General features: G+C 62.3%; 15 protein-coding genes. 3 read left to right on the plus strand and 12 right to left on the minus strand.

Annotation, left to right across the window (positions count from 1 at the left end; translation table 11 throughout):
* Positions 1–7: 7 nt before the first annotated feature.
* Both FQ664_RS01030 and FQ664_RS01035 read right to left on the minus strand, forming a co-directional pair.
* On the minus strand, positions 8–778 hold the full coding sequence (locus FQ664_RS01030) for a TerC family protein (RefSeq protein ID WP_144170068.1): 771 nt from the start codon (positions 776–778) through the stop codon (positions 8–10).
* Positions 779–850: 72 nt separating this feature from the next.
* The gene (locus FQ664_RS01035) at positions 851–2,158 is read right to left on the minus strand and encodes a CitMHS family transporter (RefSeq protein ID WP_144170069.1); all 1,308 of its coding nucleotides are present in this window, start codon (positions 2,156–2,158) and stop codon (positions 851–853) included.
* Between the two features lie 267 nt (positions 2,159–2,425).
* On the opposite strand from FQ664_RS01035, the gene FQ664_RS01040 reads away from it, so the two are divergent.
* A complete protein-coding gene (locus FQ664_RS01040; protein ID WP_144170070.1) occupies positions 2,426–2,827 on the plus strand; it encodes a GFA family protein in 402 nt (133 codons plus the stop codon).
* Between the two features lie 318 nt (positions 2,828–3,145).
* Here FQ664_RS01040 and FQ664_RS01050 read toward each other — a convergent pair whose 3' ends face one another.
* From FQ664_RS01050 to FQ664_RS01095, 10 genes are all read right to left on the minus strand, one after another.
* Positions 3,146–5,101, minus strand: a complete 1,956-nt coding sequence (locus tag FQ664_RS01050) for a DUF7844 domain-containing protein (protein WP_144170072.1) — start codon at positions 5,099–5,101, stop codon at positions 3,146–3,148.
* Complete coding sequence (locus tag FQ664_RS01055) at positions 5,098–5,418, minus strand: DUF2388 domain-containing protein (RefSeq protein WP_003256970.1); 321 nt, start codon at positions 5,416–5,418, stop codon at positions 5,098–5,100. Before FQ664_RS01055 ends, FQ664_RS01050 begins: the two co-directional genes overlap by 4 nt.
* A 36-nt stretch (positions 5,419–5,454) precedes the next feature.
* The gene (locus FQ664_RS01060; protein WP_144170073.1) at positions 5,455–5,748 is read right to left on the minus strand and encodes a DUF2388 domain-containing protein; all 294 of its coding nucleotides are present in this window, start codon (positions 5,746–5,748) and stop codon (positions 5,455–5,457) included.
* A gap of 88 nt (positions 5,749–5,836) precedes the next feature.
* Positions 5,837–6,154: a DUF2388 domain-containing protein gene (locus FQ664_RS01065; RefSeq protein ID WP_025337247.1), complete on the minus strand. Its 318-nt coding sequence runs from the start codon at positions 6,152–6,154 to the stop codon at positions 5,837–5,839.
* Positions 6,155–6,460: 306 nt separating this feature from the next.
* Positions 6,461–6,676: a DUF1127 domain-containing protein gene (locus tag FQ664_RS01070; RefSeq protein ID WP_003256968.1), complete on the minus strand. Its 216-nt coding sequence runs from the start codon at positions 6,674–6,676 to the stop codon at positions 6,461–6,463.
* A 373-nt stretch (positions 6,677–7,049) separates the two neighbouring features.
* Positions 7,050–8,543, minus strand: coding sequence for an acetyl-CoA hydrolase/transferase family protein (locus FQ664_RS01075; RefSeq protein ID WP_144170074.1), 1,494 nt, complete (start codon positions 8,541–8,543; stop codon positions 7,050–7,052).
* Positions 8,544–8,729: 186 nt separating this feature from the next.
* Positions 8,730–10,166, minus strand: coding sequence for an NAD(P)(+) transhydrogenase (Re/Si-specific) subunit beta (locus FQ664_RS01080; protein WP_144170075.1), 1,437 nt, complete (start codon positions 10,164–10,166; stop codon positions 8,730–8,732).
* A gap of 2 nt (positions 10,167–10,168) precedes the next feature.
* Entirely contained in the window at positions 10,169–10,483 is a 315-nt protein-coding gene (locus FQ664_RS01085; RefSeq protein WP_003256966.1) for an NAD(P) transhydrogenase subunit alpha part 2, read from the minus strand.
* 11 nt (positions 10,484–10,494) lie between these two features.
* Positions 10,495–11,616, minus strand: coding sequence for a Re/Si-specific NAD(P)(+) transhydrogenase subunit alpha (locus FQ664_RS01090; protein WP_144170076.1), 1,122 nt, complete (start codon positions 11,614–11,616; stop codon positions 10,495–10,497).
* Between the two features lie 436 nt (positions 11,617–12,052).
* On the minus strand, positions 12,053–12,952 hold the full coding sequence (locus FQ664_RS01095) for a LysR family transcriptional regulator (protein WP_144170077.1): 900 nt from the start codon (positions 12,950–12,952) through the stop codon (positions 12,053–12,055).
* Positions 12,953–13,113: 161 nt separating this feature from the next.
* Between FQ664_RS01095 and FQ664_RS01100 the strand changes: the two genes are divergently transcribed.
* Positions 13,114–14,295: an acyl-CoA dehydrogenase gene (locus FQ664_RS01100; RefSeq protein WP_144170078.1), complete on the plus strand. Its 1,182-nt coding sequence runs from the start codon at positions 13,114–13,116 to the stop codon at positions 14,293–14,295.
* 14 nt (positions 14,296–14,309) lie between these two features.
* On the plus strand, positions 14,310–15,530 hold the full coding sequence (locus tag FQ664_RS01105; RefSeq protein ID WP_144170079.1) for a CaiB/BaiF CoA transferase family protein: 1,221 nt from the start codon (positions 14,310–14,312) through the stop codon (positions 15,528–15,530).
* The last annotated feature ends 109 nt before the right edge of the window (positions 15,531–15,639 follow it).

A 15,639-nucleotide genomic window follows, 5' to 3' on the forward strand; every position in this document is an offset into this window, starting at 1 on the left:
CCTGATCTTATTGACCCGGAATGTCCTTGCGCAGTTTCACCGGCTCATGCTCTTTGCCGCTCTTGCGGGCCAAGGCAGTGCGCATGCGAATGTTGATGGCTTCCACCGCCAGCGAGAAGGCCATGGCGAAGTAGACGTAGCCCTTCGGCACATGCACCTCGAAAGCTTCGGCGATCAGCACGGTACCGACCACGATCAGGAACGACAAAGCGAGCATCTTCAGCGACGGGTGCTTGTCGATGAAGTCGCTGATGGTGCCGGCGCACAGCATCATCACCAGCACGGCGACGACGATGGCGGCGATCATCACCGGTACGTGGGACACCATGCCCACCGCGGTGATCACCGAGTCCAGCGAGAACACGATGTCGATGATGGCGATCTGGATGATGGTGTAGAAGAACTTGCCACCCGCGCCTTTCGGCTCTTCCGGGTTCTCGTCCTCGCCTTCCAGGCCGTGGTAGATCTCTTGCGAGCTTTTCCACAGCAGGAACAGGCCACCAAAGAACAGGATCAGGTCACGCCCGGAGATACCCTGGCCAAGGACCACGAACAGGTCGTCGGTAAGGCGCATGACCCAGGTGATCGACAGCAGCAGCATGATACGGGTGACCATGGCCAGCGCCAGGCCGAAGATCCGGGTGCGCGGCTGCATGTGCTTGGGCATGCGGCTGACCAGAATCGAGATCATGATGATGTTGTCGATCCCGAGGACGATCTCAAGTGCAGTAAGGGTAAAAAAGGCAACCCAGATTTCCGGGCTGGTCAGCCATTCCATGTGTTTTCCTTCGAACGGTAAAGGCGACGCGCCCGGATCTGGGGCGCGTCGCGTTAGGGTAATACGCGTTTATTAAAGACTACTGAACAGCGGGAAAATGCCCATCAGCAGCGCGGCGAGCATTATGCACAGGCACACCAGCACTGCCCACTTCAAGGTGAAGCGCTGATGATCGCCGAACTCGATGCCGGCCAGGGCCACCAGCAGGTAGGTGGAGGGTACCAAGGGGCTGAGCAGGTGTACCGGTTGCCCGACGATCGATGCACGGGCCATTTCCACCGGGCTGATGCCGTAGTGGCTGGCGGCTTCGGCCAGCACCGGCAGCACACCGTAGTAGAACGCGTCGTTGGACATGAAGAAGGTGAACGGCATGCTCACGATCGCGGTGATCACCGCCAGGTACGGCCCCAGCGCCTCGGGGATGACCGCCAGCAGGCTCTTGGACATGGCGTCGACCATACCGGTGCCCGACAGGATGCCAGTGAAGATGCCGGCGGCGAAGATCAGCCCGGTGACCGCCAGCACGCTGCCGGCGTGGGCGGCGATGCGGTCTTTCTGCTGTTGCAGGCACGGGTAGTTGACGATCATGGCGATGCTGAAGGCGATCATGAACAGCACCGGCAGCGGCAGCACACCGGCAATCAGTGCGACCATCAGGGCGGCGGTCAGGGCGCCATTGAAGTACAGCAGTTTTGGCCGGCGCGCGTCCGGGTATTGCGAAACGGTAATTTCGCTGTGGTCGATGTCGTCGGTGGGCAGGTGCAGTTCGCCCAGGCGGGCACGTTCGCGCTTGCCGTACAGGTAGGCGATGGCCAGGATCGCCAGCACGCCGAACAGCATGGCCGGGATCATCGGTACGAAGATGTCCGACGGGTCCACGTGCAGGGCGCTGGCGGCGCGGGCGGTCGGGCCTCCCCAGGGGGTCATGTTCATCACCCCGCCGGCGAGGATGATCAGGCCGGCCATGATCCGCGGGCTCATGCCCAGGCGGCTGTACATCGGCAGCATGGCGGCGCAGCAGATCATGTAGGTGGTGGCGCCGTCACCGTCGAGCGAGACCACCAGGGCCAGTACTGCGGTGCCGACCGAGACTTTCAGCGGGTCGCCCTTGACCAGCTTGAGGATCTTGCGCACGGCCGGGTCGAACAGGCCGGAGTCGATCATCAGGGCGAAATAGAGGATGGCGAACATCAGCATCACGCCGGTAGGCGCGAGTTTGCTGATGCCCTCGAGCATCATCGGGCCGATCTTGGCGGAAAAGCCGCCGAACAGGGCGAACAGGATCGGTATCAGGATCAGTGCGATCAAGGCCGACAGGCGCTTGGTCATGATCAGGTACATGAAGGTGATGACCATGGCAAAGCCGAGGAAGGTCAGCATGGCAATACTCCAGGCGTGGCGCGGCGAAAGGAAAGTCGATTCGGGCGGATCAGCGCGTTTGGCGCTGTGCGGGGAGCATGCGAAGGGGGGCTACGAAAAGTCGGGCGCAGGCATACATCAGAATCACCATTGTTGTTGTTGATTGGGCCGGGCGCGGAGGTTACCGGGTGCCCTGGCTGACCGGTCTTGTGCCGGTAGTGGGGGCTATCCTATGAGGGCAAGCTTTCAGCCAGCTTTCGCCGAAGCAAAGGCGACGAGAGGTAGGTTATGCAGGATGTGACCGAGGGTGGCTGCCATTGTGGCGCCTTGCGCTATCGGCTGGAGGGCGACCTGACGGACATTGCCCACTGCCATTGTTCGATCTGCCGGCGGGTCAGCGGCGGGCTGGTGGTGACCTGGCTCACCCTGCCCCGCTCGGGGTTTCGGTGGCTGGCGGGCGAGCCGAACTGCTATATGGCGCCGGCCAGTTGCAGCCGGTACTTCTGTGGGCATTGCGGGGCGCATGTGGCACTGGTGACCACGCATAGCCCGGACACGGTGGATGTGACGGTGGCGACGCTGGACCACCCGGAGCGGGTCAGGGCCAGCCGGCATATCTGGGTGGGTAGCCGGTTGCCCTGGCTGCATCTGGATGAGGATTTGCCTTCGGAGACGGAGGAGAAGCTGTAGGCCTTGTGCTGCCTGTGCCGGCCTCTTCGCGGGCAAGCCCGCGCCTACAGGGCCCCACAAACCTCAAGATCGGCGCTATTCCTGTGGGAGATGGCCCAGCCCTTTGGGCTGCGCTGTCGCATAGAGAACTGAATTCGCAAGCGGTCCGAGCATCCTGTGGGAGCGGCTTTAGCCGCGAAGAATCCAACGCGGTGCATGGCACCGGCTGCGCCGGTGTTCGCGGCTAAAGCCGCTCCCACAGGGGGCCTGCTAATTCAACGAGTTATGTGCAGTTCTATGAGAGCGGGCTTGCCCGCGAAGAGGCCGGTACAGCAAGCATCACAATTGCAGGCCACCCGCAGCCTTGTGCAGCGCCCGCAGATGCTCACCCACCTGCTTCACATTAGCCTCCACCGCGGCAATTTCCCTGGCCCTCGATGGCTCCAGCAGCGCCCTCACCTCTTTGTCCAGGCTCGTGCTCAAGCGCAGCAACTGCGCCTGCCGCTCGCTGCTGACCTGCTCCAGGTGCTTGCGCTCCTGCGGCTGCGGTAGCCCGTAGCCCTTGCTATCGAGCAACTCTGCCGGGCGGCTGAGGAAGCCGCTGTTGGCAAGCATCTGCCTGAGGGTCGCATCGGCCTTGCTGACGCTGCCATCGTTCAGCGTGGCAGCATTCAGGTAGCGCTGCTTGACCTCGTCCTGGGCCAGCAGCAGTTGCCGGCGCAGGCTGGCCTGTTCAAGCAGCAGCAAGGCGGCGCTGGTGCGCAGGTCGGCCTGGGCGAACCAGCCCCGCCGTTGCTCGGCGTCCAGAGCCAGCCAGTCTTCGACCTTGGCCTGCTTGATTGGCAACTGCTTCTTCAATACCTCGAACATGGCCTGGTAACGGTCGCGGTAGGAGTCGAAGCGATAACCCAGGCGCAGCGCTTCGCGGGGGTCGTCAAGCACGCTGGTGTCGGCCAGCCCCCTGCCCTTGAGAACGGCCAGCAGGCCATTGGGCATGATGCTGTCGAGGTCGTTCAGGCGTGGGTTGGCGGTGCCGCTGCGCAGCAGCTTCAACGACTCTACCGCGCAGTTGTTGGACAGGAACCAGTAGTTGCCGTCGTAGCTCCAGTGCATTTCGGCAGCCTGGCGCACCAGGTTCTCGATCTCGTCGCGGCTGAGCCGCAGGGGCACCGAGGCCAGGCTGCGCAGTTCGGTCTTGGTGTATTCGTCGATCACCTGGCCCAGCGGCAGCACGAACAGCCGCGAGGGGTAGGCGCCGACCAGCCCGTCCCAGCTGGAAAGCTGCACATCGTTGACGAAGGCGCGGTACGACAGCACCAGGCTCTGGTCGAGGTCCAGGCGGCAGTCCGGCCCGCGTGGGCGGCCCGGCTTGCAGATTACCAGGCGCAGCATGCTGTGGCCCCAGCGGCTGACCAGGTTCTGGTTGGCTTCGGCCAGCAGGTAGTCCACCTCATAGACCCGCTCGGGGTCGATTTCGCCCAGCGGCTGGCGGGCGAAGTCGCTGCCGGCATTGATGAACGGCAGGCCCTTGGCGCAGCCGTCCTGTTGCGGTGCCCAGCCGAAGTGCTCGCGCAGGTACTGGTTCAGCGCCGGGCGGCGGCAACCGTAGCTCGGGTCGAGGAGGAAATACTCCATGTTGACCGCAATGTACTCCTTGGGGCTGCTCAGTTCATAGCTGTCGGGGCTGCGCACGAACTGGCCGTTGTGCTGCTCGCGCTCGCCGCGTCGGCCCACGTATTGCTGCCAGCCGGCCAGGTCGAGCAGGCGCGGGTCGTCGCTGAGGGTGAAGCGGCGCTCGGCCTGGCCACGGCATGCCTCGGGCAGGCCGACCTTGCCCAACGTACCTTGCTGGCGCTTGCAGCGGGCGATCAGCGCGTTTTCGGCGCTGGGCCACAGCCGGGCGCGGTCGTAGATATGGGTAAGCTCGTGCAGCACGGTGGCCAGCAGCTCTTCACGCACCGTGCCATGCGGGCGGTTGGTGCGCTCGGTGGCGGCACTGCCATCGGTGAGGCTCGGCAGCAGGCGGCGATTGAGCTCGAGGGTGGACACCAGCGATGCCTGGCCATAGGCGTCGGCCGGCATGTTGTCGCTCCAGCTGACCTGCACGCGGCGGTCCAGCTGTTGCTTGAAGCGAGGGGGCAGCTTGCCCAGAGCCTCGTCAAGCAGGGCCCGGGTGGCTTGGGCCTGCTGCGGGTCAAGGCCGGATGCCTGCAGCTGGAGCTGCAGGTCGGCCATGGCGGGCGTGCCGAGCAGCGTCAGGGCGCAGCCGAGCAGCCAGGCGCGCACGCGGTTCACAGCGCGAGGATGGCTTCGGCCAGTACCTGGTCGCTGGCGTCGCGCGCTTGCGGTACGCGCTCGCGCAGGGTATTGAAGGCCGCTTCGAGCTGGGCGCCGCGGATGTCACCGTTGCTGGCGACAAAGCTGGCGGCGTCGTCATGGGCTTCGCGCACCACTTTGGAATCGCGGATCGAGGTGGTGGTGTCAGAGGTGAAATCGATCGAACGGCCAAAGGCCCGCACGATGATATTGCTGGTGGCCACCAGGGTCTGTGCCTGGGCCAGGTCGGCCAGCAGCAGCATGCCGAGGGTAGCGGCAATCAGCGGTTTACGCATGGAGCATCTCCGAAAAATACAGGGAGTCAGGTGTAGTCATTGGACGAGAATTGCCTGCGCCAGTTCCAGATCGCCGACGGCCTGCCGTGCACAATTGTGGCGTAATGATTCCAGCGCCGCTTCCAGCCGCGCACCGCGGATCTGGCCGTCGCTGGCGACGAAGGCTGCGGCATCGTCCTGGGCCTGGCGGACCAGTTTGCGGTCGAACGGTGCGGTGGTGACCTGGCTGGTGACATAGCCGGTGATGACCAGGCCTTGCGTGGTGGTATCCATGGCATGGGCGCTGGCCATGCCAACAACGGAGAACAGCAACGGCAACAGATAACGCATGGGCTCTACGACAGCTGGAAACGTGGGGGGCAAAGGTGGGTACGGCTGTGCTGGTGGTGACCAGCACAGCTGAACGGCTCAGTCGGGGTCAGAGCGCCAGGATGGCCTGGGCCAGTTGCGCGTCGCTGGCCTGCAGGGCGGGCATCTGCGAGCGGATGTGCAGGAAAGCGCTTTCCAGCTTGGCGCCGCGGATGTCGCCCTGGCTGCCAACGAAGCTGGCGGCGTCGTCACGGGCGGCCTGGACGATCTTGTCGTCACGGAACGAGGAGGAAATATCGGAAGTGGCATCGGTGGACGCGGCCACCGCGCCAACGACGGCGTCAGTGGTGACAACGAAGCTGGTGGCGTTTGCGGTGCCGGCCAGGCTCAGCATCAGAGCGGCGCCAATCAGGTATTTACGGGACATGATCGTGGACTCCTGGACTAGGGTCGGGTGGTTCTGTTTATCGGACGCTCGCACAGCTCGTCGCGGTACTTTTCAACAGTGCGTTCTACCAGACTGTTACGCCAAGCGTATCACGCGCCGGTGTTTCTGGATGTTAATGAACAGCGCGCCAGTAAACTGTGCTGGTATGTTTTTGGATTTTATAAACTGTACAGGTCTATTGGCGGAAAGGCTCTGGCATGCCGCCTGAAAACAAAAAACCCGTCGCAGTCACCTGCAACGGGTTTCGGAAATTCGCGGTGCCGGCCGAAGCCGGCAAGCCGGAGCTTAACGCCAGAAAGGCTTGCTCAGCTCTTCGTAACGCTGCGACTCGCTGATACCGGCGTCGGCCAGCAGGCGGGCGTCCAGGCGAGCCAGTTGACGGCGGCTGGCCATGCGGCGCTGCCACAGCAGCAGGGTGGACAGAGCGCGCAGCGGCAGCGAAGCGTTGGATTGTTGGGCGTTGCTTTCAAAAACCAGACCGGAACTGAGGGTACGTTCCATGATGTTTCATCCTTCCGCTTATGGCGGGATTAGGTAGTGATTTAACTGATGCCAATGATCCTCCTCTGCCGTCCATAACAGTAGATACAGTTCAGTTGAAAGACGATGGTCCAGTTAACTGTGTAACCCTACTGTTGCACTCGAAACTGGCGTAACTGTACTGGTCTGCACTTGTTTGGTGCGTTTTTATTCAATTGAGGGGATTCTTCAGCCAGGAAGGCGTGAAAATACCAGTACAGTAGTACAGATTATATTGCTTCTGGCGGCGAGGTGTATTGATAGAAGGGTTTGACTGTTATGGCCCATTCGCAGGCTTGCCCGCGAAGAGGCCGGAACAGCGGAAGCAGGGCCGCCGTTCCGTACCACAACTGGATCAGCTAGCCAGCATGCGCCCGGTTTCTTCCAGGTTCTCGTGCCAGCTCAGGGCTTCGCGCAGGATGTGCGGGGTGTGGCCGCCTCGCTGGCAGGCACGATCGAAGTAGTCGTTCAGTGCCGCGCGGTAGTCCGGGTGCACACAGTTGTCGATGATCGCCCGGGCACGCTCGCGTGGCGCCAGGCCTCGCAGGTCGGCAAGGCCTTGCTCGGTGACCAGGATGTCCACGTCGTGCTCGGTGTGGTCGACATGGCTGACCATCGGCACCACGCTGGAAATCGCGCCACCCTTGGCAATCGACTTGGTGACGAACACGGCCAGGTGGGCGTTGCGGGCGAAGTCACCCGAGCCGCCGATGCCGTTCATCATCTTGGTGCCGCAGACGTGGGTGGAGTTGACGTTGCCGTAGATATCGAACTCCAGCGCGGTGTTGATACCGATGATGCCCAGGCGACGGACCACTTCCGGGTGGTTGGAAATTTCTTGCGGGCGCAGCACCAGCTTGTCCTTGTAACGCTCCAGGTTGCCGAACACATCGGCGTTGCGGCGGGTCGACAAGGTGATCGAGCTGCCCGAGGCGAAGCTCAGTTTGCCGGCGTCGATCAGGTCGAAGGTGGAGTCCTGCAGTACTTCGGAGTACATGGTCAGGTCTTCGAAGGGCGACTCGATCAGCCCGCACATCACCGCGTTGGCGATGCTGCCGATACCGGCCTGTAGCGGGCCGAGCTTGTTGGTCATGCGGCCAGCTTCGACTTCTTTCTTGAAGAAGCTGATCAGGTGGTCGGCGATGCCTTGGGTTTCGTCATCCGGCGGCAGTACGGTGGACGGCGAGTCCGGTTGGTCGCTGATGACGATGCCGACGATCTTGGCTGGGTCGATCGGGATGGCGGTGCTGCCGATACGGTCGTCGACCTTGACCAGCGGGATTGGCGTGCGGGTCGGGCGGTAGGTCGGGATGTAGATGTCGTGCAGGCCTTCGAGGTTGGTGTTGTGCGAGAGGTTGATCTCGACAATCACCTGCTTGGCAAAAATCGCGAAGCTGGCCGAGTTGCCCACCGAGGTGGTTGGCACGATATGGCCTTGTTCGGTGATGGCCACGGCTTCGATGACCGCGATGTCCGGCAGCTTCAGCTGCTGGTTGCGCAGTTGCTCGACGGTTTCCGACAGGTGCTGGTCGATGAACATCACCTGGCCGTCGTTGATGGCCTTGCGCAGGGTGCTGTCGACCTGGAACGGCATGCGGCGAGCCAGCACGCCGGCCTCGGTCAGTTGCTTGTCCAGGTCGTTGCCCAGGCTGGCGCCGGTCATCAGGCTGATTTTCAGTGGCGACTGCTTGGCACGTTCGGCCAGTGCATGTGGTACGGCCTTGGCTTCGCCGGCGCGGGTGAAACCGCTCATGCCGACGGTCATGCCGTCCTCGATCAGACCAGCGGCATCAGCCGCACTCATTACCTTGCTGTGCAGGGAGGACAAGCGGATACGATCACGGTACATGGATTGTTATCTCGGGCTACTGAAACTACTGCAGCGCAGTCTAGAGACTTCGCCCCCTGCCGTCCCACGACCATGGTCGTATGAGAAGCCTTGGGGTAGAGCCGTTGATCCGGATCAACAAAAGAAAAGCCCCGGCAGATTCTGACCGGGGCTTCCTTTATATCAGCTGGTTTGCAACAGCCGTTGTCACTCCACCGCCTTGACCATGTCTTCGATGACCTTCTTGGCGTCACCGAACACCATCATGGTCTTGTCGAGGTAGAACAGTTCGTTGTCCAGGCCGGCGTAGCCGCTGGCCATGGAGCGCTTGTTGACGATGATGGTCTTGGCCTTGAACGCTTCGAGGATCGGCATGCCGGCGATCGGCGACTTGGGATCGTTCTTCGCCGCCGGGTTGACCACATCGTTTGCGCCCAGCACCAGCACCACATCGGCCTGGCCGAACTCGGCGTTGATGTCTTCCATCTCGAACACCTGGTCGTAGGGCACTTCGGCCTCGGCCAGCAGCACGTTCATGTGCCCGGGCATACGGCCCGCCACCGGGTGGATGGCGTACTTCACGGTCACGCCGTTGTGGGTCAGCTTCTCGGTCAGTTCCTTCAGTGCGTGCTGGGCGCGGGCCACCGCCAGGCCGTAGCCCGGGACGATGATCACGCTGTCGGCGTTGCTGAGCAGGAAGGTGGCATCGTCGGCCGAGCCGGACTTCACCGGGCGCTGCTCTTTCGAACCTTGCGCTGCGCCGGCATCAGCATCACCACCGAAGCCACCGAGGATGACGTTGAAGAACGAACGGTTCATCGCCTTGCACATGATGTACGAGAGGATCGCACCGGACGAGCCGACCAGGGAGCCTGCGATGATCAGCATCGAGTTGTTCAGCGAGAAGCCGATACCGGCCGCTGCCCAGCCCGAATAGCTGTTGAGCATCGACACCACCACCGGCATGTCAGCGCCCCCGATCGGGATAATGATCAGCACGCCCATGATGAAGGCCAAGACCAGCATCAGGGTGAAGGCACTGTAGTGGCCAGTGAAGGTGAACAGCAGGCCCAGGGCGATGGTGGTCAGGCCGAGGATCAGGTTCAGCTTGTGCTGGCCGGCGAACTGGACCGGTGCGCCCTGGAACAGGCGGAACTTGTACTTGCCCGACAGCTTGCCGAAGGCGATTACCGAACCGGAGAAGGTAATGGCACCGATGGCCGCGCCGAGGAACAGCTCCAGGCGGTTGCCGGTGGGGATCGGGTCGCTCATGGCGGCAACGATGCCCATCGATTGCGGTTCCAGCACCGCGGCGATGGCGATGAACACCGCAGCCAGGCCGATCATGCTGTGCATGAAGGCGACCAGTTCCGGCATTTTGGTCATCTCGACACGCTTGGCCATGATCGAACCGGCGGTGCCACCGACCAGCAGGCCGATGATGACGTAGCCGATGCCGGCAGTAGCAAGCTCAGCCCCAAGTTTATAAATGAGGCCGACCGTAGTGACGATGGCGATGCCCATGCCGATCATGCCAAACAGGTTGCCGCGCCGCGAGGTAGTCGGGTGCGACAGGCCCTTGAGCGCCTGGATGAAGCACACCGAGGCGACGAGGTAGAGGAGCGTTACCAGATTCATGCTCATGCTTACTTCTGCGCCTCGTTCTTGGTTTTCTTCTTGAACATCTCAAGCATGCGACGGGTGACCAGGAAGCCACCGAACACGTTGACCGCGGCCAGGGCCACCGCCAGGGTGCCCATCAGCTTGCCGGCCGGGGTCACGGTAAGCGCGGCGGCCAGCATGGCGCCGACGATGACGATCGCGGAGATGGCGTTGGTCACGGCCATCAGTGGCGTGTGCAGCGCCGGGGTGACGTTCCATACCACGTGGTAGCCCACATAGATGGCCAGCACGAAGATGATCAGGTTGTAGATGCCATGGGAAATCAGCATGTCTTCCATTGTCGTGCTCCTTAGCCGTTCTTGCGGACGACCTGGCCATCACGGCACATCAGGCAGGCCGCGACGATGTCGTCTTCGAGGTTGATGACCAGCGCGCCGTCCTTGTCGAACAGCAGCTTCATGAAGTCCAGCAGGTTGCGGGCATACAGCGCCGAGGCATCGGCACCTACCTGGGCCGGCAGGTTGGTCGGGCCGACGATGATCACGCCGTTCTCCTGCACCACCTGGTCGGCGACGGTCAGCGGGCAGTTGCCGCCCTGGGCTGCCGCGAGGTCGATGACCACCGAGCCGGGCTTCATCTGCGCGACGGTTTCGGCGCTGAGCAGGGTCGGTGCCTTGCGCCCCGGGATCAGCGCAGTGGTGATGACGATATCCGCCTGCTTGGCGCGCTCGTGCACGGCCTGGGCCTGGCGTTGCATCCAGCTGGCCGGCATCGGCCGAGCGTAACCGCCGACGCCTTCGGCGCACTCGCGCTCTTCATCGGTTTCGTAGGGTACGTCGATGAACTTGGCGCCCAGCGACTCGATCTGCTCCTTCACGGCCGGGCGTACGTCGGACGCCTCGATCACCGCACCCAGGCGCTTGGCCGTGGCAATGGCCTGCAGGCCGGCAACGCCTGCGCCCAGGATCAGCACGCGCGCGGCTTTGACGGTGCCGGCGGCGGTCATCAGCATGGGCATGAAGCGTGGGTAGTGATGGGCAGCCAGCAACACCGCCTTGTAACCGGCGATGTTGGCCTGCGACGACAGCACGTCCAGGCTCTGCGCCCGCGAGGTACGCGGCGCGGCTTCCAGGGCGAACGCGGTAATGCCGCGCTCGGCCATCTTGCTGATCAACTCGCTGTTGAAGGGGTTGAGCATACCCACCAGGAGGCTGCCGCTGTTGATCAGGGCCAGTTCCTGGTCGTTGGGGGCGACCACTTTGAGCACCAATTGGGCGCCGTAGGCATCGGCTGCACTCCCCAGGGAAGCGCCCACGGCCTCATAGGCACCGTCCGGAATGCTGGCGTTGAGCCCTGCCCCCCGTTGGACGGTGACCTGATGGCCCTGGCCAATCAGTTTCTTGATGGTTTCCGGGGTCGCAGCGACCCTTGTCTCACCGGTCTGCGTCTCGAGAGGAACACCAATGTGCACGACTATTTCTCCTGCGGTGACCTTTTGTCTTTGTAAAAGCCAGCGCACTTCGGATGGTGCGCTGGGGCGGCTGTGGAGCGCCGACCCGCCGAATCCCGGGTGGGCGAAGCATTTTGCAGACGAAGCCAGGGGCCTTCAACCGGTTCTGAAGCGAAACGAAGTCAAAACTACAAGTCACCCTGTGACCGTATGTCGCAACGGTCAGGCTGCAGCCCGTCAAACATGGGCTATTGGCAGATTAGGAGAAAAATATAAAAATTTTGCAGCCAATTCGCCTATGGTTTGGTGAATGTCGCAAAATAACCCGCAAAGCCGCGCCCTAAGGAGGGTTTAAGAGGATTTTTGCACTTGTATAACAGTTTATGTAGATGCGACAAATACATACATCTGTAGGTGTTTAAAATAATTGACTACGAAGTCAACTTATTGCGCTTGCCTAGGTCTTTGCCGTGTACGCCCGGGCCTGGCTCACCAGCCAGTCGCGGAAGGCGCGCAGCGAAGCCGACTCCACCTTGCGCTCTGGAATCATCAGATAGTAGGCCTTGTCACTACTCAGGGCATGCCTGTTAGCGACCACCAGCCTACCCTCCTCCAACTCGCGCTGGATCAGGAACGGCGGAATCAGGGCGATGCCCATCTCATGCATGGCCGCCTGGGCGAGCATCGAGAATAGTTCATAGCGCGGGCCTGTCATGTCGCGCTCCACATTCATGCCGACGCTGCCGAACCACTGCCTCCAGGCATAGGGGCGTGTGCTCTGCTGCAGCAATGGCAGCTGTGCAATGCGCTGCGCGTCGAGCGTACCCTGCCCGCCCAGCAGCGCCGGGCTGCACACCGGTACCGGGTTTTCTCCCATCAGCCGGTGCGACTGGGTGCCGGACCAGTCGGCATCGCCGAAGTAGATGGCGGCATCGAAGGTGGTGTCGGCAAACAGGAATGGCCGGGTGCGGTTGGTGAGGTTGACCGTGACCTCCGGGTGGCGCTGCTGGAAGTCCTTGAGCCGCGGTAGCAGCCACTGGGTGCCGAAGGTGGGCACCACGGCCAGTTCGATCACGTTGGCGCCCTGCTGGCGCATTACCGACAAAGTGTCGCGCTCTACCGCGTCCAGTTGGGCGGCCACCTGGCGGCTGTAGGAAAGGCCGGCTTCGGTCAGCTTTACCCCGCGGCGCGAACGGCGGAACAGTTCCACATTAAGGAAGGCTTCAAGGCCGCCTATCTGCCGACAGACGGCACCTTGGGTCAGGGCAAGCTCCTGGGCAGCCTTGGTAAAGCTCTCGTTGCGCGCCGCCGCCTCGAAGCAAACCAGGGCGGCGGTACTGGGGATCTTGCGACGCATGTACGTCAACCTCACTCGTAAGGCTGTCAATATGGCGTTTTGCCGATTTACGAAGTGACAAATTATCACTAATTGGTGCGCAATCCTCGTTTGTCCCGGCGGCCGATCAGGCCTAGGCTCAAAGGCACAAGAAACTGCCCCCTATTTCGAGGATTTCGCTCATGGCCGGTAAAGCAAGCTTCAACTGGATCGACCCGCTGCTGCTCGATCAGCAGCTCACTGAAGAAGAGCGCATGGTGCGTGACAGCGCTTATCAGTTCGCCCAGGACAAGCTGGCCCCGCGTGTGCTCGAGGCCTTCCGTCATGAGCAGACCGACCCGGCGATCTTCCGTGAAATGGGTGAGGTCGGGTTGCTGGGCGCCACCATTCCCGAGCAATACGGTGGCAGTGGCCTGAATTACGTGTGCTATGGCCTGATTGCTCGCGAGGTAGAGCGTATCGACTCGGGGTACCGCTCGATGATGAGCGTGCAGTCGTCGCTGGTGATGGTGCCAATCAACGAGTTCGGTACCGAGGCACAAAAGCAGAAGTACCTGCCCAAGCTGGCCAGCGGCGAGTGGATCGGTTGCTTTGGCCTGACCGAGCCTAACCATGGCTCCGACCCGGGCTCGATGATCACCCGTGCCCGGAAGGTCGACGGCGGCTACCGCCTGACCGGCAGCAAGATGTGGATCACCAACAGCCCGATCGCCGATGTATTCGTGGTCTGGGCCAAGGATGATGCGGGTGATATCCGCGGCTTTGTCCTGGAAAAGGGTTGGCAAGGCCTCAGTGCCCCGGCGATCCACGGCAAGGTCGGTCTGCGCGCCTCGATCACTGGCGAAGTAGTCATGGACAACGTGTTCGTGCCGGAGGAAAACATCTTCCCGGATGTGCGCGGCCTCAAGGGGCCGTTCACCTGTCTGAACTCTGCCCGCTATGGCATCTCCTGGGGGGCGCTGGGCGCCGCCGAAGCCTGCTGGCACACCGCGCGCCAGTACACTCTGGACCGCCAGCAATTCGGCCGTCCGTTGGCTGCCAACCAGTTGATCCAGAAGAAGCTGGCTGACATGCAGACCGAAATAACCCTGGCGTTGCAGGGCTGCCTGCGGCTGGGGCGGATGAAGGACGAAGGCACGGCTGCAGTGGAGATCACTTCGATCATGAAGCGCAACTCCTGCGGCAAGGCGCTGGATATTGCCCGTATGGCGCGTGACATGCTGGGTGGCAATGGCATTTCCGATGAGTTCGGCGTGGCCCGTCACCTGGTCAACCTGGAGGTGGTCAACACCTATGAAGGTACTCACGATGTGCATGCACTGATCCTGGGGCGTGCGCAGACCGGTATCCAGGCCTTCTATTGATAAGGAGCCAGCCCATGGGCGCGCTATCACATCTGCGGGTGCTGGACCTTTCTCGCGTGCTGGCCGGCCCATGGTCTGGCCAGATTCTCGCTGACCTTGGTGCCGATGTGATCAAGGTCGAGCGCCCAGGCAGTGGTGATGATACCCGCTCGTGGGGGCCGCCCTTCCTCAAGGATGCCGAGGGCGAGAACACCAGTGAGGCGGCCTATTACCTGTCGGCCAACCGCAACAAGCGCTCGGTGACCATCGACTTTACCCAGGCCGAGGGGCAGCGCCTGGTGCGTGAGTTGGCAGCGAAGTCCGATATCGTCATCGAGAACTTCAAGGTAGGTGGGTTGGCTGCCTATGGTCTGGACTACCAGCGCCTGAAGGCGGTCAACCCGCGGCTGATCTATTGTTCCATCACCGGGTTTGGCCAGACCGGGCCTTATGCCAAGCGCGCGGGTTATGACTTCATGATCCAGGGGCTGGGCGGGTTGATGAGCCTGACCGGCCGCCCGGAGGGTGAAGAAGGTGCGGGGCCGGTCAAGGTAGGGGTGGCGCTGACTGATATCCTTACCGGGCTGTATTCCACGGTGGCGATCCTCGCTGCTCTCGCCCATCGGGAGCAGACCGGGGTAGGCCAGCATGTCGACATGGCGTTGCTCGATGTGCAGGTGGCCTGTCTGGCGAATCAGGCCATGAATTACCTGACCACGGGCAACCCGCCTCGCCGTCTGGGTAATGCGCATCCCAATATCGTGCCTTATCAGGATTTCCCGACGGCGGATGGCGACTTCATCCTTACTGTGGGCAACGACAGCCAGTTCCGCAAGTTCGCCGAGGTGGCCGGGCAGCCGCAATGGGCGGACGATCCACGCTTTGTTACCAATAAACAGCGGGTGGCCAACCGGGCCGAGCTGATTCCACTGATTCGCCAGGCCACGGTATTCAAGACCACGGCTGAGTGGGTGAGCCAGTTGGAGGCTGCAGGGGTGCCGTGCGGGCCGATCAACGACCTGGCGCAGATGTTCCAGGACCCGCAGGTGCTGGCGCGCGGGCTGGCGGTGAACATTCCGCATCCATTGGCGGGAAGCGTGCCGCAGGTGGCGAGCCCGATACGCCTGTCGGAGACGCCGGTGGAGTACCGTCGGGCGCCGCCGCTGCTGGGTGAGCATACCGAGGTGGTGCTGGAGGATGTATTGGGGCTGGATGCCGGTGAGGTGCAACGGCTGCGCAGTGCCGGCGTGCTTTAAGAGCGTGTGGCTTGATGAAAAGCGGGGAGGCCGTCAGGCCTCCCCGCTTTGCTTTTCGGCGATATCAAGGTTTCTTGAAATTAAGGGTTGACGCGGCTTCGAATCCCCT

Origin of the sequence: Pseudomonas persica (assembly GCF_900291015.1) — a bacterium.
Classification (GTDB): domain Bacteria; phylum Pseudomonadota; class Gammaproteobacteria; order Pseudomonadales; family Pseudomonadaceae; genus Aquipseudomonas.